Source organism: Rhodococcus sp. (in: high G+C Gram-positive bacteria), assembly GCF_049299235.1.
GTDB lineage: Bacteria > Actinomycetota > Actinomycetes > Mycobacteriales > Mycobacteriaceae > Rhodococcus.
Genome location: NZ_JBAQXC010000280.1, coordinates 1 through 17,461 on the forward strand (window position 1 = coordinate 1; position 17,461 = coordinate 17,461).

The window sequence follows — 17,461 nt, forward strand, 5'->3', positions numbered from 1 at the left end:
TGCTACGAAGAGGTGCCGGGTCAGAGATTCCAGTCGCCGAGACCGTCCCAGCCGTTCAGGACACCACCGTCGGTGTTCTGCACGATGACCGGGTCGCCCTTCTGCGCATTCTCGAAGAACCACTTGCCGTCCTCGGTACTCACATTCAGGCAACCGTGGCTGGTGTTGGTGTTGCCCTGCGCCCACTCCGACCACGGTGCGGCGTGAACGAAGATGCCGCTGTTGGAGATTCGCGTCGCGTACTCGACATACGTGCGGTAGCCCTCCGGCGAATCGACCGGGACACCGTAGGTGGACGAATCCATGTACATGTCCCGGAACCGCTCGCCGACAATGTATGTGCCGTTGGGCGTCTCGTGGCCGGGCTTACCGAACGACGTCGGCATCGTCCGCACGACCTCGCCGTTGCGGGTCACCGTGATCGTCTTGGTGGTGTCGTCGGCCACGGTGACCTGCGCATCACCGATCGTGAACGACGAGTGGGTATCCCCCGCGGTGACGGTCACCTGTGTATGGGCGGGCCAGAAGTCGAACGGCCGCCACCGCACCTGCTTGTCCGATGCCCAGTAGAAGTGGCCGCCGACCGCCGGAGTGGTCGTGATCGAGATTGCCCGTTCCGCGGCGGCGCGGTCGCCGACGGCTTCGTTGAATCGGATGATGATCGGTTGGGCGACGCCGACCGTCTCACCGCTGGTCGGATTGACCGACGGTGCCGAGAACGGTGCCACCGGGGCCGGTGGCGCGATCGGACCCTGACCGCTCGATCCGGAGAAGATCTGCTCGAGGCTCGGGAGCTCCGGCCCGCCCGGCCACAGTGGTATCGCTCCGGCGGGTCCGACGAGCGTGAATGCGGCAGCGGTGGCGCCGACGAGTGCCGTGGCAACTCGCGCGGACCAACGTCCGGTTCGGCTTCCACCGGGCGTCCGAGCCTTCTTCAAGGACATGTTCCAACCCATCGTTCGACAGTGCGCTGCACCTTTGTCCGCCCCGACAGCAGCGCGTGGTGCCCACCCATTAGACACAGCGCAACCACGGACCAGCAATTCGACAGCACGCGCCGAGGCTCAACTTCGGCGCATTTACGCAGGTCCGACCCCTACTGTGACTCGAGTCGTGACGCTTCGAGCATCTCGGCGACGGACACGAATTTCTGTCGCGGCCTGCCCGCGGACCCACCGCGCGCGCGCTCCTGCTTGTCGATCTTCTGCCAGCCGCTGTAGTCGACGTACCCGGGACGACGCTCGGCGACGAGCATCGCGAACTTCTCCCGGTCCTCGGCCGGGGCGTCGAGGCGCCCGGCGACGAAATCGTCGATGAGTCGTTCGACGGTTTGCGCCGAGCACTGCTTGTTGGTGCCGATCACGCCACTCGGGCCGCGCTTGATCCAGCCGGCGGTGTAGACGCCGGTGAGCGGATCCCCGGTCTGCGGATCGACGACGCGACCCTCGTCGTTGGGGATCACGCCGCGTCGTGCATCGAACGGCAGATCTGCCACCGGTGTACCGCGGTAGCCGATCGACCGCAGCACCAGCCCTGTCTCTAGCGTTTCGCGGTCGCCGGTGGCCCTGGCCTCGAGGCGTCCGTCGGCGTCGACGATCTGATTGCGTTCGAGGGTGATCGATTCGACCGTGCCGTCGCCGTCGATCGCCACCGGCGAGGCGAGATAGCGCAGCACGATGCGCTTGTTGCCCTCCGTGGGTGTGCGACGCGCGAATCCTTCGGCCTGCTCGACCTTCAGGGCGATGCGTGGTTCGCACTCGGGGTCGTCGAGGAGCGCACGGCTGGCGGGATCGAGTTCGATCTCGGTGGGATCGACGATCACGTCGATGCCGCGAAGCTGCCCGAGCGCGAGCAGTTCCGGGTTCGTGTACGCGGCCTGGGCGGGGCCACGACGACCCACGACGACGACCTCGCGAATGTTCGACTTTCGCAGGGCCTCCACGGCGTGATCGGCCATGTCGGTGCGGGCGAAGATCTCCGGATCCATCACGAGGGCACGGGCGACGTCGAGGGCGACGTTGCCGTTACCGATGATGACCGCGCGCTCGCCGGACAGGTCGAACTGGCGGTCGGCGTAATCCGGATGACCGTTGTACCAGGATACGAATTCTGTTGCGGCATGCGAACCGGGCAGGTCCTCACCGGGAACATCGAGCTGCCGGTCACTGGCCGCGCCGACCGCGTAGATGACGGCGTGGTGGTGTGCCAGCAGTTCGTCGTGGCTGATATGTGAGCCGACTTCGACGTCGAAATAGCATTGGGTGTTCTTGTGGCCGATCGCGCTACGGAACAAGTCACCGACCGACTTGGTGCTCTTGTGATCCGGTGCGACACCGGCCCGGACGAGCCCGAAGGGTGTGGGGAGGCGATCGAAGATGTCGACCTCGACGCGCGGACGGGACGTCAATTCCATCGCGGCGTAGCAGGCGGCGGGCCCGGATCCGACGATCGCGACCCGCAATGTGCCCAGGTCCGCGGGGATCTTCCTGCGTTCCCGGAGTTCCGGCCAGTCCGGGCCGATCGGGTAGCGCTCGTAGTAGTCCGCGGCGATCTTCAGGTAGGGCTCGTGTTCGGCAGCCAGTTCGTTGTCCGCGGAGATCGCGTCGACCGGGCATTCGTCCACGCAGGCACCGCAATCGATGCAGGTCTCGGGATCGATGTAGAGCAATTCGGTGGTTGCGAACTGCGGTTCGTCGGGTGTCGGGTGAATGCAATTGACCGGACAGACCTCGACGCACGATGCATCGTTGCAACACGCCTGAGTGATCACATAAGCCACGGAAAACCTGCCTGAGAGTGCCAGTGTAGTGCGACGATTCGCAACCAGACTATAACGTGTTTCAGTTCTGGTCGAGAGTGCCTGTCGGCGGCGATGTGCAGGTTGTCCCGGGCGGTTGCGGAGCAACGGTCGCAGAAGTGTTTTCTGCGATCTATTCCGCCAACTCGTCGCCCGATTCGATCCGGAAACCGACCTTGAGGGTGACCTGCGTATGCGCGACCGCACCGTCGTCTATGTGGCCGCGCACGTTCACCACTTCGAACCATTCGAGATGCCGCGTCGTCTCGGCCGCCCTCGCCACCGCTCTCGCAATGGCATCGTCGATACCGTTGGCCGACGACCCGACCAGGTCGATCACTCGATAGACATGGCTCATTGTGGTGCCCCCTTTCATACCAGATACAGCACCTGTATCCAATAGTGCGAGCCCACCCGTGCCGATGTCTGCGAAATGGGTGAAATCGGCCGCGCCACAATGCGAACGCGCCCAATATCGCAACAGCCGAGTAGCCAAATAGCCCGAGTAGCCACATGGCCCCGGGACGACGAGGCAGCCGGCCGGGCGTCAGGCCTTTCGAGCCAACTCGCGTGCCACCGGCCCGAGCCGAGCCAGGCGCAGATCGCCCAGCGGCATCGCACCGGCACCGAGCCGATTCGTCGTGAACGCCAGCGACAATCCGGTGTCGAGGTCGGCGAATGCCCCCGACCCCCCGACACCGTAGTGGCCGAGCGCCCCACGCGGACGCTCCATGCTCGCGAACACCGGCTGGTGGTAACCGAGCCGCCAGGCCATCGGCACCCCGAGCACGTAGTCGCGGCTCCGTACCCGGACCGCGTCCATCGCCGCGATCGTCTCCGGCTTCAGGAAGCACCGGCCGTCGATGGTGCCGCCGGCCGCGATCGCCCCGTACATCCGGGCGAGCGACCGCGCCGTGAACACCCCGTTCCAGCCCGGCATCACCGCGTCGTGCACCGCCGGGTCGCGGACGAGCTCGTCGAACCCGTCAGGCATCGCCGCCTCCGCGAGACCGCGCATCGGCCCCACCTTCGACAAGACCGACGCGCTGAACCCCCAGTCCAGCCCGGCAGGATTGATGCGCGGGAACAGTTTCGCGATGCGCCCCCGCTCCGATGTCGGCACGCGATACCAGAAGTCGGGGTCGCCGAGCGGTTCGGCGATCTCGCGCCGTACCACTTCCTCGAACGGTAGCCCCGTCGCGCGGCGAACGATTTCGGCGACGAGCCAGCCGTAGGTCACCGCGTGGTAGCCGGTGCTCTGCAGGCGACGGCGGTCCGGCGGGGCCGCGGCGAGTGCCGCGACCGTCGCGTCGTAGTCGAGGATTCCGTCGCGTCCGGGGAGGAGTCCACGCACGCGGTGCAGGCCGGCGCGGTGCGTCATCACGTCCGCGACGGTGATCGTGTCCTTGCCCGCGGCCGCGAACTCGGGCCAGTACTGCGCGACGGGAGCCCAGTAGTCGATGATCCCGCGTTCCGCGAGCCGATGGACGACCGTGGACGCGACCCCCTTGCCGGTGGAGAACGACAGCGACATGGTGTCGCGGTTCCATCGCCGGTCCCGCCCGGACCATCCGGCCCAGATGTCGAGAACCTTCTCACCCTCGAAGTACGCAGCGAGGGCGCCGCCACCGTCCTGCGACCGCCGGTACATCGCGAAGAAGGTATCCGCGAGCGGCAGAAACCTCGGATCCACGTGCATCACGGTCGGCGGCTTTCGATCGGCCTCGCGTACGCGCTGCACATCGCCGAGCATCGTCATCGACATCCCCCATCAGGCTTTCCGTCAGGTTAAGTGACGAAATGCATCCACGAAAGGGTTGATTATTTGACTGAAATGTCGTAAAAGAGCGACTCAGGGGGTCGCGTATCGGAACGTACCGTATGCCACGCACGCCCGGCTCGTCGCGAAGTTGATCGCGGCCGACGCCGAACCCTCACACAGCATCGGATCGGCGTGATCACCCACATACGCCTGCGACTGCGGTCCAGCCAGCACCAGCGCGGTTCCGGGATCGTCGAGGACGCCCAACGCGAGGGCATCCGCCCCGAATCCGAGCGCGACCACCTGTCCGCCTCGACTCTCGGCCGCACCCACCCCGCCGGACATTCCCCCGCCGACGACGAGCGCACCTGCCTCGGCGTCGGCGAAACCGACACCACCATCGCTGTAGCCCCACGCGCCGCTGGCCCCGTCGGCATTCGCGCCGCATCCGCTCGTACCGTCGATGTCGACGACCGACGCCGGTGCACCCGGAGGCGCCGCACAGGTCAGCGCGTGAGCAGGCGCCGTCGTCAGCGCGTGAGCAGGCGCCACCATCAGGACAGGACCGGCGAGCGCGGCAGCGACAACCGCAACGGCACCGCCGAGTATGCGCATCGGAATCCGGGAAAACGTCACCGTGGCGATCCTCCTCGGATGCAGTCGACGATATGTTCTCCCCGGAGAGTCTACGGACGTCCCTCGAACACCACCTGATGCACAGGTAACGACCCGAGTTCGATCTCGGAAACGGTCGGGCGCCGCTCTCCACCCCGACCGCGGTCCCTACTGCCACTCCCTACTGTCGAACGTCACTGTCTGGCCGAACGTCACTGTCTGGCATCGCGTCGATCGGTGTCGCGTGACGGCTGCACCCGTTTCGGTTCACCGGGCATCTTCGGGTGAGTGGGCGGATACGGCAGGTCCCCGAGGCCGGCGGCCGCGTCACGCTCGACCATCTCGAGCAACACGCCCAGCGACTGCGCGTCGTCGTCGAGTCCGGCCATCGGATCGCCGCGACGGGCCAGCAGATCGGGCACCGTTGCGATCGTGCAGTCATCGGGCTCCACGTCGGCCAGTTCGTCCCACGTCAACGGTGTCGACACCGTCGCGATCGGGGTGCGGCGCACCGAGTACGCGGATGCGATGGTCTTGTCTCGAGCATTCTGGTTGTAGTCCAGGAAGATGCGTTCACCGCGCTCTTCCTTCCACCATGCCGTCGTCGCCCGGTCGCCGCTGCGGCGTTCGATCTCGCGCATCAAGGCGATCCCGGCGCGCCGCACCCCGATGAAATCCCACTCGGGAACGATCCGCAGGTACACGTGCAGGCCCCGGCCCCCGGACGTCTTCGGGAACCCGGTCAGCCCCAGTTCGTCGAGCAGCGGCCGCACCACATCGAGCGCGACCGCGCGGGCATCGCCGAAATCGGTGCCGGGTTGCGGGTCCAGGTCGATGCGCAGTTCGTCGGGCCGATCGACGTCGGGGCACCGCACCGCCCACGGATGGAACGTCACCGTGCCCAGATTCGCTGCCCACACGATGTCCGCGGCCGACCGGACCCGAAGCACATCGGCCGTGCGTCCCGACGGGAAGGTGACCTCGCAGGTGCCGACGTGGTCGGGGTGCCGTGCCGGCGGCCGTTTCTGATAGATCTCCTCGCCCTCGATGCCGTCCGGGAACCGTTGCAGGTGGGTGGGCCGGTCCCGCAACGCCGTCAACAACGGGGCGTCACCGGTCGCGACGGTCCGGTAATAGTCGACGAGATGCCGTTTCGTGCCGCCGCCGGCCCCGAGCCGCGGAAAATAGACCTTGTCGGGATTCGACAGCCGCACGGCAGTGCCGTCGACGTCGAGTTCCTCGGCCGGTGCCCGTTTGCTTGCGCCTGCCATCGTTCAGGTCTCCGGTCGATCGAGGACATCGGCGAGGTCGTATCGCACGGGAACCTCCAGTTGGTCGTAGGTGCAGCTCTCAGGGTCGCGGTCGGGCCGCCAGCGCAGAAACCTCGCGGCATGCCGGAAGCGCAACCCACTGCCTGCCGCGCCTTCCATCTGGTCGTAGGCGACTTCGACGACCCGCTCGGGCCGCAACGGCACCCACCTGCGCTCGTTCGCGGAGCGCCACCGGGTCGGTTCGCCCTCGGCGACGATGTCGGCTCCGACACGCAGCGGTTCGAGTTCGGCGAGCAGTTCCTGCCTGCGCTGGGCGGTGAACGCCGATGCTCCACCGACCATCGCGAGTTCGCCGTCGTGGAACAGCCCCAGCAGCAGCGAACCGACCCCGTCGATACTCGTGTGCTTGCGATATCCGGCGAGCACACAATCCGCTGTCCGCGCATGCTTGACCTTGACCATCTCCCGTTTGTTCGGCACATAGCACCCGTCGAGGCGTTTGGCGACGACGCCGTCCAGTCCGGCCCCCTCGAACTCCTCGAACCAGCGTTGCCCGGTCGCCGCATCGCCGGTCGCGACGGTGACGTGGCAGTTCGGGCCGCCGCCCGCGATCCCCCGCAACCGGGCCCGCCGGTCCCGGAAGGGCACATCCATGAGGTTGTCGTCGCCGATCGCCACCAGATCGAATCCGACGAACTGCGCGGGTGTCTGTTCGGCCAGCAACGCGACGCGGCTCGCGGCCGGATGGATCCGCTCGGACAGCGCGTGCCAGTCCAGCCGGGTACGCCCGTCATGATCGCGCGGCACCACGATCTCCCCGTCGACGACGCACCTGCCGGGCAACTCCGTGCGCACGGCGTCGGCCAGTTCCGGAAAGTAGCGGACGAGGTCCTTGCCGCCGCGCGAGGAGAACACCACCTCGTCACCGTCCCGGAACACGAGCGCCCGGAACCCGTCCCATTTCGGTTCGTACGACCATTCGGCGGGCCCGCTGCCGGGCTGCGACGGCACCGACGACACGGCCTTCGCGAGCATCGGGGGGATCGGCGGATTCACAGGAAGATCCACCGCCCCATGGTGACATCAACCGGGCGAGCCCGCCCTCCGTTGAGTCGAAACCGTCGCGATTCCGTACTCTCTCCCCATGAACAACATTCGTCGGGTTTGTGCCGTTGTGGCGGCGTCTTGCGCGGTCGTCTTCACCCTGAGTGCCTGCGGGTCCGACATCAACCCGGTTGCCGTGCCGGAATCCGGTGCCGCTGCCGCCCCGACCACGACAGCGTCCTCGTCGCGAACCACAACTACGACCACCACGTCGTCCTCGTCGTCCGACGCTGACCTCGACATCGACGTCGCGATCGGTGACTGCGTGATACTCGGCGGCACCGTCGACGACGCGACGATCGACAACGCCGACTGCGGCAGCATGGAATCTAACTACAAGGTGATCGGCAAGGTCGCCTCGAGCGACGAATGCGTGTCCGACGCCGACCAGACGTACTACGAGACGTTGAGCGGTGTCGAAACCGGCGCGCTGTGCCTCGACATCGATTGGGTCGTGGGAACCTGCATGGAACTCGGCGGTGAGGATCCGATGCGGATCGACTGCACCGAACCGTCCACGCAGGGCGAGAAGGTTACCGAGATCCTGCAGAACACCGACGACGTCAACGACTGCACGATCTCGGCGGGCGGATTCGTCTATTCCGAACGCCGCTTCGTCGTCTGCACCGATTCGCTGTAGATCTACAGCCGGCCGCGCCGGCGGAATATCCCGAACACGCTGCGGCACATCATCATCATGGGCAGCGCGTCAGGACATCCGTCGGCGCGACGAGTTTTCAGTAGAAACTCGGCTTGGGACCGTCGGTGTTCGGCCCACTGATCCCGATAGAGCGTCGGATCTCCCTGCTGGGATCGACGATCAACGACGCCACATATGCGGCAACGCTCCGACGGGACACTTCAGTCCCCTTGAACGGCTCGCCCTTCTGCGTGAGTTCGTAGTCGACTTCGTCCTTGTCGGAGAACCAGGCCGGCCGCACGATGGTGTAGTCCACATCGCTCGATTCGATGGCTTCGGCGCCCGCCGCGCATGCGTCGAGGGTGGTGCCGAGCATCGTCGCGTTCCACTCGCCGTAGGCGCCCGGGATCTCACCGTAGATCCCGTTCGTGGAAACCCAGATGACCCGTCGCACCCCGGCCTCGTGCATGGCCCTGACAACCGATTTCCCTTACGCGCCAAGGTTTGCCCCGTACAGGTTGGCGTACACCGTGTCCTGCCCGTTCATAGCACCGAGCAGGGCATCGTGGTCCGTGACATCCGCGGTGACGATGGTCACTCGATCATCGCCGCGAATATCGTCGACTATCCGTTCCGGGCGGCGAGCCAGCCGCGTCAGGTGAATCTGTGGGTCGTCGATCAGCAGCCTTTCGACGAGCGTCGCGATTCCACCGGACGCTCCCAGGATCAACACGTTGTGCATGGTCGACTTCTCCTTCTCATTGTTCGTGCTCCGGATGTTCTGCCGGCGGCGACTCCGGTGTTCGGCGAGGAGGAAACGCCCGTGTCAGTTCTTCGGGCCCGGGATTCGTGAGAAGTTCCCCCGAGCGGGTGAAGACCAACGGCAGGTTGTCGGGTTGCAGGCCCAGCGCGTCGAGGTCGGCGTCGGTCAACAGTGCACGGACGTCGTCGACGCCGATGGTGCGGCCGTGCGCGGTGGCCCAATCGGTGAGTGCCCGCGTCTCGTCCGCCTCGGGCACGCCGAGAACACGGAGATCGGCCACCTCGGCGAGGAGTCTGGATCGTCGCAGCAGGAGCGTGCGCACGATGACGTCACGCAGCCGGGAATCCCGCCGGAACGCTACCTGTTGCTGCGCCCGGTCGAGCCGCGCAACCCGGCCGGGCCGAATGACGACCGCCGTTCGCGAAGACGCCTGCCTGGTCAACAAGTCGGCTTCGCCGAGGAACCGGCCCCGCTCGTGCACCGAGATCTCCGGGGTGGCATTTCGTGCGTACTCCGCGATCGCCACCGCGCCGGACAGGACGACATAGAGGTCGTCGTTGTCGTTGCCGTACCTTTCGAACAGAACCTGCCCGTCGTGGGTGAACTCGATGTTCCCCTCGTCTGCCAGCAAGTCCAGGTTCGCATCCGACAGCCGCGGAAGAATCCCACCGGTGTCGGGCGTTTCGTCGAGGTTTCGTGGGATTGCCTCGAGGTCCCCACTTGCCGGGCCCGGGGTGCCGCGCCAGGGCGGGAGCAGATCGGTCCTGGATCCCAATGCGCGCGCCCGGACTCGCCGGTCTGCGCGGTGACAGGCAACGCCGCCATGAGTGCGCCGACCAGATTGTCGGCGTCGTGCGGACCGTCGTATCTGGTCCCGTTGATGAAGAACGTCGGCGATTCGCTTGCCCCTCTCGCACGCGCCGACGCGACATCGCGTTGCACCCGACGAGCCATGTGTCATTCGCCGAGGTCGCGGGTGAAGCTCGCCTGATCGAGACCGATCACCGTGGCCTTGGCGAACAGGTCGTCGATGGTCAGGTGCATGGGCGTGACATCCGACGACGTGTCGAAAAGCTGGTCGTGCATCTCCCAGAACCGTTCCTGCACACCCGCAGCTTCGGCGGCTTCGGCAGCCATCTGCGCTGCCGGATCGGTCTCGGTATCCGGCAGGTGCCGGAACATGAACCGCACCTGGTTCGGCAGGCGCCGCTGTACCTCTCGGACGGCCGCGTGAGCACCGTGGCTCTGCGCCGATTCGTAGTCGCCGTATTCGACGAGAGTCACCGGAGCATCCAACGTGCCACGGACGTGATCGAACCGAACATCGACGGGTGGTTCGAGCCGGTCCGGCATTTCCTCTGCCGGATATCGGTGCGCGGCATAGCGCAGCAGTACGGTACCGAGTACCGCCGCCAGCACCGAGGCCATGAGGATGCCGATCCTGGCGGCATTGGCGGTGTCCGCGTCGGAAAACGCCAGGTCCACGATGAACAGGGAGATCGTGAATCCCATGCCGGCGAGCGTGGCACCGCCGAGCAGGTGCAGGCGGGTCAGTCCGGGCGCGAGTCGCCCGAGGCGGAGCCGGACCGCCAGTTCCGCGCCGCCGACGATGCCCAGCATCTTTCCCAGAACGAGGCCGACCACGACACCCAACGTCACCGGGGAGCCCATCGCGTCACCGATCTGCTCGGTCGACAGGGGAATTCCGGCGTTGGCGAGCGCGAACAACGGCACGATGACGACCTACGCGACGGCACCTGGGGTGCGCCGACGTGGGCCGACGCCGTGGTACGACACGAGAGCATCGATCTGACGTAGGTCGTCGGAGACGACGACACCGGTGAGGAGAACACATGAGAATTCTGGTTGTCGACGCCTACGGAAAAGTAGGCCGCCGGGTCATTCCGACCCCGCACGTCGGTGTAAGTGCAATCCACGTCGGTGTCCGGTAGTCCGCAACGTGTGCCCGGTGTTGACCAGGCGCGTACACAGGTCGGGCAAGGATCACCTGGCTGTCGGATCGGCGGCCGCGGCCGGGCAGTCCATTCCAGGGGTCACCGCTAATTCGAAGTGCCACATTTCGTTGGAGTAGGTCTGGCACAGGCCGTAGACGGCACCATGTTGCGAGAGCCAACTGGAGGCGTCTGTGGGGCCGACATCCACTGCGTGCCCGGTCACATGGGTCGATCGTTCCGGCGTATCGACCCATCTGCGCGCTTCGTCCAGACTGCCGTAGGTGCGGACGGCATCGTCGAGTAGAGATTTCTGGTACTCCGTACTACGCCACCCGCTGTTGACCATCAGATGCACCCCGTCCACGGAAGCGTCGTCGGTTGCCCGCTGCAGTGCGTCCCGCAGGTCGCGATCCAGGTTTGCGATGGCGGGATGTCCCTCGTCGAACGGGGATACCGAACTGTCCTGCTCGATGTATCCGCCTGTGTCGTCGAGGACTGACGGGTCGACACCCGACGACGAGATCGACGTCGCGGGGCGTAGCGCCGTCGGATCGCCGTGGAACGAACCGCACGCCGCCATCATCGCCGCCGCCGCGGTTCCCGTCACGAGTGCACCGACAATCCGTGGGGTCGCGCGTCTCAACCAGATAGCCAAGGGGGTCCTCTCTCGTCTCGCGCCGTTCAGGGTCCCGCGGCGCGTGTGCCCCCATCCCAACTGTCAGCGTGTTTCGCCGATGTCTGTGGTTGTCGAAACATTTCCGCAACAACCGGCCCCAATAGACTCGAGCTTGCGCGTCCCCGTCCCGAAAAGGAGCTTGTTCACCGATGCGAGTCTTGATCGTCGAGGACGAGCTATTCCTCGCTGAAGCGCTGCGAGACGGCTTACGCCAGGAAGCCATCGCCGCCGACATCTCGGGTGACGGTGACGACGCGCTGGAACGCATCGCCGTCAACGACTACGACGTGGTCGTGTTGGATCGGGACATTCCTGGCACCCACGGTGACGAGGTATGTGCGATCGTCACCTGCGAGTACCCGTCGGTTCGCGTCCTCATGCTCACCGCTGCGGCCCAGCTCACGGACAAGGTCGGGGGCTTCCGTCTGGGCGCCGACGACTATCTGATCAAGCCGTTCGCGCTGGAGGAACTGGTGGTGCGCCTTCACGCACTGGCCCGACGTTCGCCGTCCTCCGTGGCGCCTGTCCTGGAATTCGGCGAACTGCGCCTCGATCTGTTTCGACGAGAGGTGTACCGGGGTGGCCGGTACGTCAAGCTCACGCGCAAACAGTTTGCCGTCCTCGAACTGCTGATGCGGGCCGGTGGCGGCGTCGTCAGTGCGGAGACTCTGCTCGAGAAGGCGTGGGACGAACACGTCGATCCGTTCACCAGCGCGCCCCGCGTGACGATGTCCACGTTGCGCAAGGCGCTCGGGCCGCCGAACGTCATCGACACGGTGCCCGGCGTCGGCTACCGGCTGACCGAGTCCGGCTGCTCGAATGACTGAGCGGCGCGGACGCCCAGTGCTACCGCGTGCCAGCGCCCGCCTGCGATTGGCGATGAGTTACGCGGTGTTCCTCGTCGCCGCCGGAGTGGTCGTTCTCGCCGGCGTGTACGTGGTGCTGCGCTACGTTCCGGACTACCCGCTGACCGCGGCGAACCCGAACGACGTAGGAGTCACCGTCGCGTCGCGTGAGGAGATTCTGGATGTCGTCGTCCGAGTCTCCGGCGTAATCCTGTTCGCGCTGGGCCTGATCGGGGTGACCGGCGGTTGGCTGCTGGCAGGGTGGGTGCTGCGTCCACTGCACCGGATCAACGACGCAGCCCGTCTCGCGGCGACCGGTCGTCTCGACCACCGGATCGAACTCGCCGGACGGAATGACGAATTTCGTCAACTGGCAGACTCTTTCGATGACATGCTCGACCAGCTGAGCGACGCATTCGAGGCCCGTCAACGGTTTGCAGCCAACGCATCGCACGAACTCCGAACACCACTGGCAGTGACCGCAACGATGCTCGATGTGGCCAAGCGGGGTCCGCACACCGACGACGTCGCGAAACTGATCGAACGGCTGGACATCACCAATGCTCGGGCAATCGACATCACCGAGGCGCTGCTGCGGTTGGCGGAAGCCGAGTCGGCACCCGTCCGGTCCGAGCCGATCGACCTGGCACACCTCGCGACCACCGTTCTCGACGACTGCGCCTCGGAGGTGGAGGAGCGGAAGGTACGCGTCCGCAGACAACTCGAAACCGCGCCGACCGTAGGGGATCCGACACTGCTCGCGCAGCTCACGGTGAACCTGGTCCAGAACGCCTGTCGCCACAATGTTGCCGGCGGCGAGATGATCGTACGGGCGGGACCCGACGGGCTCCACGGTGCCGTCCTCCACGTCGAGAACGATGGCATGCACTACACAGAGGCCGAAGCGGCGCGTCTCCACGAGCCCTTTCTACGTGGTGTCGGTCGGGTGAGTGATCGCTCGCAAAGCACCCGAGGATACGGTTTGGGGCTAGCGCTGGTAGCGCGGATCGTGGCCGTCCACCGCGGCTCGCTGACCGTCCGGCCGCGACCTTCCGGCGGCCTTCACGTCACCGTGGCCCTGCCGGGAACGGGTGCGTAGGGTGCGCGGTCATCGATTCTCTGGCTTTACAACTCTGCAACACCGCCTTCGGTGAAATGGCCTCGTCGCGGCATCCGTCGCGGCAGGCAGAGAACCGGAGTGATGATGACACCGTCGATGAATTGGAAGCGCCGCGGCACCGCCGCGATCCTGGCAGTGAGCGCGCTGGGACTGATTACTGCGGGGTGCGGAAAGTCCGAAAACGCTGCGCCGGACGCGAAGTCGAACCTCACCGCCGAACAGAGCTACGATCGCTGGGAACTGAAGTATCGATCGTGCCTGCAGGGGAAGGGCTTCGATCTTCCGGACCAGGCGGGGCAGATCGACTTCGGTGCCCGCCAGGACGAGTTCACTTCGGCATCGGATGCATGTATCCGGGACATCGGCGCCGCTCCGGCCGTCAGCGGCGACCAGCCCGCCAAGTCTCGTGCGGAGATCGAACAGGACATGCTCGGTGTCGTGCGCTGCCTCCGCGCACACGGCTATGACGTCGACGATCCGGACGGTACCACCGTGCATGTGCCCGACACCGTCACCGATGCCGACCTGGACAGTTGCGTCGCCTGATGCAGGACGAGAAGCGCAGTCCAGAAGGAGACCCAGAAGGTCTGCGGCGGAAACGCCGTGTGAAGGCGATCGCGGTCACGGTGGGCGTGCTCGCCGTTGCTGCTGCCGCCGTCGCGGCGCTGGCAGATCGCCACGTCGAAGACCCACAGACGGCGTACGGAACAAGCACGGTGTCGGTGGAGAAGCGAGCCCTCAACGAAACGGTGACTGCGCGGGGCACACTCACCTATGCAGGCAAGCGGGTGCTCGGAGCAGGCGTTGCAGGAACGGTGACCGCGCTACCGAAGGAAGACGGTCGGGTGGGCCCCGGCGACGAGTTGTACCGCATCGACAACGAACCCGTCACGCTGTTCACCGGGACACTGCCGGCGTGGCGGGCCTTCGAGTCCGGCATGGGTAGCGGCCCGGACGTGACACAGCTCGAGGCGAGCTTGACCGCCCTGGGCTACTTCCACGGCGTACCGGATGAGAGTTTCGATTGGTACACCACAGCGGCCGTCCGAGAATGGCAGCAGAACACCGGCCAACCGGTCACCGGTTCGATACCGCTGGGTCGCATGGTATTCGGATCGTCCGAGATGAGGACCGGGCAGTTGTCGGCGCAGGTGGGGGTGCGCGTGCAGCCAGGAGATCCGATCATGACGCTGAGCGAGACGCGCAAGGTCGTCGTCGCGGACGTCAAGCCGTCGGACCAGACGGTCGCGATCACCGGCGCCGAGGCCACCGTCAACGTACCCGGCGGGCGGAGCGTGCGCGGGACGGTCGCGTCCGTTGCGCCGCCGCGCGAGGTTGACCGCGACGGCGCCAAATCGCTTCTGGCACCGGTGATCGTCATTGTCGACGACGATGCCCAGGTCGCCGAGCTGCACGACGTCGCGGTCTCGGTCGACTTCTCACGTCCCGGACGGACAGAGGTCCTCGCGGTTCCTGTCTCGGCACTGATCGCGCTGCCGGGCGGCGGGTTCGGGGTGCAGGTGCCGCTACCGGACGGCACTGCCTCATCGGTTCCGGTACAGACCGGGAGGTTCGCCGGCGGCTTCGTGGAGGTCACGGGCGAGGGCGTCGACGTGGGGACGGAAGTCGTGGTGCCGTCACTGTGAACGCTACGAAGAAGACGGTGGTACTCCTCGACGACGTCCTGCGCGATCACGGCTCCCCGCCGGTGCGTGCCCTCGACCGCGTCTCCCTGTCGATTACTCACGGCGAGCTGGTGGGGATTGTCGGGCCCAGTGGCTCCGGGAAGTCGAGTCTGCTCAACGTCATGGGAACCCTCGATCGTCCGACATCGGGCCGGGTGGTGGTCGACGGGGCGGACGTCGCCTCTATGAACGACGCCGAGTTGTCGGCGTTGCGCGCCTACCGGATCGGATTCGTCTTCCAGCAATTCCACCTCACGGCAGGCATCAGTGCTGTCGACAACGTCGCTGACGGACTTCTCTACACCGGCACCGCGCGGGCCGAGCGCCGCCGCCGCGCCGAGGCGGCTCTCGCGCGCGTGGGCCTCGGCCACCGGCTGGACCACAAGCCCGATGAGATGTCCGGTGGTGAACGCCAACGCGTCGCCGTGGCCCGGGCAGTCGTCTCAGACCCAGTGCTGCTCCTGGCCGACGAACCGACCGGCAACCTCGACCGGCGATCCGGTACCCAAGTGGTGGAACTCCTTCACGAACTCAACAGAACGGGAACGACGGTGGTCGTCATCACCCACGACACCGAGTTGGCCGACCGATTGCCGCGGCGCATCACGCTGCGGGACGGCCGGGTCATATCAGATGGTCGGAGGGAATCCAGATGACATCCAATGGAATTCGTGAGCTTCATTCGCGCCTACTGCAGGCTGACGCTCTCCGGCTGGGCGCGCTGGGTTTGCAGTCCACACCGACACGTGTCGTCCTGTCCGCGCTCGGTATCGCAATCGGTATCGCCGCGATGGTCGCGGTGATGGGGATCTCGACCTCCAGCCAGGCGCGACTTACCGGTCAGCTGGACGCCCTGGGCACGAACCTGCTCACCGTTCGACCCGGTAGCTCGATCGGCAGCAACACCACGACCCTGCCGCCGGACGCTGTCGCCAAGGTCGGCCTCGTCCCGGGAGTGAGCGGCGTCGCTTCGGTTGCGGAGCTTTCCGAGCCGAAGGTCTATCGCAGCAGACTCGTCGACCCCGCCCAGAGCGGCGGCATCCATGTCCAGGTAGCAGACTTCGGAGTCCTTGAAGTACTCGACGGGACAGTGCGTTCGGGGAGGTGGTTCGACGCGGCGATCGCGACGTATCCAACTACGGTCCTGGGTAGCGTCGCGGCCGAGCGCCTAGGCATCGTCGAAACCCCGAGTGAGATCTGGCTCGGCGAGACGCAAGTGACGGTGATCGGTGTCCTCGATCGGCTGCCGCTGGCTCCTGAACTCGACACGTCCGCTTTCATCGGTGGAAGGTTCGCCACCCACAGATTCGACTGGGACGGGCGACCCACCGCACTGTTCGAACGCTCCGACGAAGCCCTGGTCCAGGAAGTCCGTGAGCTGCTCTCACGGACAGTCGATCCCGAGAATCCCCGCAACGTGGAGGTGTCCCGGCCATCAGACGCTCTTGCTGCGAAGAACGCTGCAGACACGGCCTTCACCGGGTTGCTGCTCGGACTCGGCTCCGTCGCATTGTTGGTCGGTGGAATCGGCGTCGCGAACACGATGGTGATCTCGGTGATGGAGAGGCGTGGGGAGATCGGGTTGCGGCGGGCGCTCGGCGCAACCCGCGCCCACATCAGAATGCAGTTCTTGCTCGAGGCGCTGCTGCTGTCGGCGTTGGGAGGTGCCGCCGGGACGCTGCTCGGACTCGCCGTCACTGCTGGTTTCGCAGGGGTGAACGGTTGGCCTCTCTCCGTTCCCCCGGTGGTGCTCCTCGCGGGCATAGGCGCCACAGTCGCGATCGGCGCAATCGCCGGCATCCTGCCCGCAATGCGGGCGGCCCGTACTCCTCCAAGCATGGCGCTCAAGGCATCGTGATCACACGCGGTGGGCGGGTGGTACGGCTGAACTACGGCCACGGTACGTGTTCGCCTCAGAACTTGCCGCGCTCGAGACTTCACAACTCTGCAACGTCGCATTCGATGAGATGGCGACACCCCACTTCGAACGAACAGAAGAAAGTGAGTGCCTCGACGTATGCCTCCCACCCCTTGGACCCGAAGATTGGCCGCGATACCGGCCAGCGTTCTGATGGCGCTCGGCGTCGTGTCGTGCACCGCACCTGAGGTTCCCCCCGAACGGTGGACAAGGGGGTTACATCCTTCAGGCGGCTTCCACCCGAAGTGAACGCTCGTAGCTGTCGGGACTGAGCATCCCGACCGCAGAGTTCCGTCGAACAGTGTTATAG

At 66.0% G+C, this 17,461-nt stretch carries 17 protein-coding genes and 1 pseudogene; 7 read left to right on the forward strand and 11 right to left on the reverse strand.

The annotated features are described in order from the left end of the window. Positions 1 to 20: 20 nt before the first annotated feature. The 7 genes from WAX14_RS16525 to WAX14_RS16555 form a co-directional block, all read right to left on the reverse strand. The gene (locus WAX14_RS16525; RefSeq protein WP_422629140.1) at positions 21 to 956 is read right to left on the reverse strand and encodes a L,D-transpeptidase; all 936 of its coding nucleotides are present in this window, start codon (positions 954 to 956) and stop codon (positions 21 to 23) included. Positions 957 to 1,096: 140 nt separating this feature from the next. Further along, positions 1,097 to 2,779 carry an FAD-dependent oxidoreductase gene (locus WAX14_RS16530; protein WP_422629141.1) on the reverse strand — a complete coding sequence of 561 codons (1,683 nt, stop codon included), beginning with the start codon at positions 2,777 to 2,779 and terminating at the stop codon, positions 1,097 to 1,099. Between the two features lie 151 nt (positions 2,780 to 2,930). Further along, positions 2,931 to 3,155 carry a dodecin gene (locus WAX14_RS16535; RefSeq protein WP_422629155.1) on the reverse strand — a complete coding sequence of 75 codons (225 nt, stop codon included), beginning with the start codon at positions 3,153 to 3,155 and terminating at the stop codon, positions 2,931 to 2,933. A gap of 189 nt (positions 3,156 to 3,344) precedes the next feature. Next, positions 3,345 to 4,550 (reverse strand): serine hydrolase domain-containing protein, encoded by a 1,206-nt coding sequence (locus WAX14_RS16540; protein WP_422629156.1) that lies wholly within the window; start codon positions 4,548 to 4,550, stop codon positions 3,345 to 3,347. 99 nt (positions 4,551 to 4,649) lie between these two features. Then, the gene (locus WAX14_RS16545) at positions 4,650 to 5,195 is read right to left on the reverse strand and encodes a DUF6764 family protein (protein ID WP_422629142.1); all 546 of its coding nucleotides are present in this window, start codon (positions 5,193 to 5,195) and stop codon (positions 4,650 to 4,652) included. 191 nt (positions 5,196 to 5,386) lie between these two features. Then, a complete protein-coding gene (locus WAX14_RS16550; protein WP_422629143.1) occupies positions 5,387 to 6,445 on the reverse strand; it encodes a DNA polymerase domain-containing protein in 1,059 nt (352 codons plus the stop codon). Between the two features lie 3 nt (positions 6,446 to 6,448). After that, positions 6,449 to 7,513, reverse strand: coding sequence for an ATP-dependent DNA ligase (locus WAX14_RS16555; RefSeq protein ID WP_422629144.1), 1,065 nt, complete (start codon positions 7,511 to 7,513; stop codon positions 6,449 to 6,451). Between the two features lie 76 nt (positions 7,514 to 7,589). Between WAX14_RS16555 and lppU the strand changes: the two genes are divergently transcribed. Continuing rightward, positions 7,590 to 8,189 carry an LppU family putative lipoprotein gene (gene lppU, locus WAX14_RS16560; protein ID WP_422629145.1) on the forward strand — a complete coding sequence of 200 codons (600 nt, stop codon included), beginning with the start codon at positions 7,590 to 7,592 and terminating at the stop codon, positions 8,187 to 8,189. Between the two features lie 97 nt (positions 8,190 to 8,286). On the opposite strand, the pseudogene WAX14_RS16565 reads toward lppU, so the two are convergent. The 4 genes and pseudogenes from WAX14_RS16565 to WAX14_RS16580 form a co-directional block, all read right to left on the reverse strand. Next, a pseudogene (locus WAX14_RS16565) lies at positions 8,287 to 8,931 on the reverse strand (NAD(P)H-binding protein). 16 nt (positions 8,932 to 8,947) lie between these two features. Beyond that, the gene (locus tag WAX14_RS16570; protein ID WP_422629146.1) at positions 8,948 to 9,727 is read right to left on the reverse strand and encodes a Crp/Fnr family transcriptional regulator; all 780 of its coding nucleotides are present in this window, start codon (positions 9,725 to 9,727) and stop codon (positions 8,948 to 8,950) included. A gap of 182 nt (positions 9,728 to 9,909) precedes the next feature. After that, positions 9,910 to 10,686, reverse strand: a complete 777-nt coding sequence (locus WAX14_RS16575) for a Na+/H+ antiporter NhaA (protein ID WP_422629147.1) — start codon at positions 10,684 to 10,686, stop codon at positions 9,910 to 9,912. Positions 10,687 to 10,956: 270 nt separating this feature from the next. Continuing rightward, complete coding sequence (locus tag WAX14_RS16580; RefSeq protein WP_422629148.1) at positions 10,957 to 11,514, reverse strand: M15 family metallopeptidase; 558 nt, start codon at positions 11,512 to 11,514, stop codon at positions 10,957 to 10,959. A 218-nt stretch (positions 11,515 to 11,732) separates the two neighbouring features. On the opposite strand from WAX14_RS16580, the gene WAX14_RS16585 reads away from it, so the two are divergent. From WAX14_RS16585 to WAX14_RS16610, 6 genes are all read left to right on the forward strand, one after another. After that, positions 11,733 to 12,410, forward strand: a complete 678-nt coding sequence (locus tag WAX14_RS16585; RefSeq protein WP_422629149.1) for a response regulator transcription factor — start codon at positions 11,733 to 11,735, stop codon at positions 12,408 to 12,410. A 52-nt stretch (positions 12,411 to 12,462) separates the two neighbouring features. After that, positions 12,463 to 13,527: a sensor histidine kinase gene (locus WAX14_RS16590; RefSeq protein ID WP_422629150.1), complete on the forward strand. Its 1,065-nt coding sequence runs from the start codon at positions 12,463 to 12,465 to the stop codon at positions 13,525 to 13,527. Between the two features lie 117 nt (positions 13,528 to 13,644). Next, positions 13,645 to 14,094 (forward strand): hypothetical protein, encoded by a 450-nt coding sequence (locus tag WAX14_RS16595; RefSeq protein ID WP_422629151.1) that lies wholly within the window; start codon positions 13,645 to 13,647, stop codon positions 14,092 to 14,094. A gap of 59 nt (positions 14,095 to 14,153) precedes the next feature. Further along, complete coding sequence (locus WAX14_RS16600) at positions 14,154 to 15,194, forward strand: efflux RND transporter periplasmic adaptor subunit (protein ID WP_422629152.1); 1,041 nt, start codon at positions 14,154 to 14,156, stop codon at positions 15,192 to 15,194. Beyond that, positions 15,191 to 15,889 (forward strand): ABC transporter ATP-binding protein, encoded by a 699-nt coding sequence (locus WAX14_RS16605; protein ID WP_422629153.1) that lies wholly within the window; start codon positions 15,191 to 15,193, stop codon positions 15,887 to 15,889. The genes WAX14_RS16600 and WAX14_RS16605 overlap by 4 nt, the downstream gene beginning before the upstream one ends. Continuing rightward, entirely contained in the window at positions 15,886 to 17,091 is a 1,206-nt protein-coding gene (locus WAX14_RS16610) for an ABC transporter permease (RefSeq protein WP_422629154.1), read from the forward strand. Before WAX14_RS16605 ends, WAX14_RS16610 begins: the two co-directional genes overlap by 4 nt. The last annotated feature ends 370 nt before the right edge of the window (positions 17,092 to 17,461 follow it).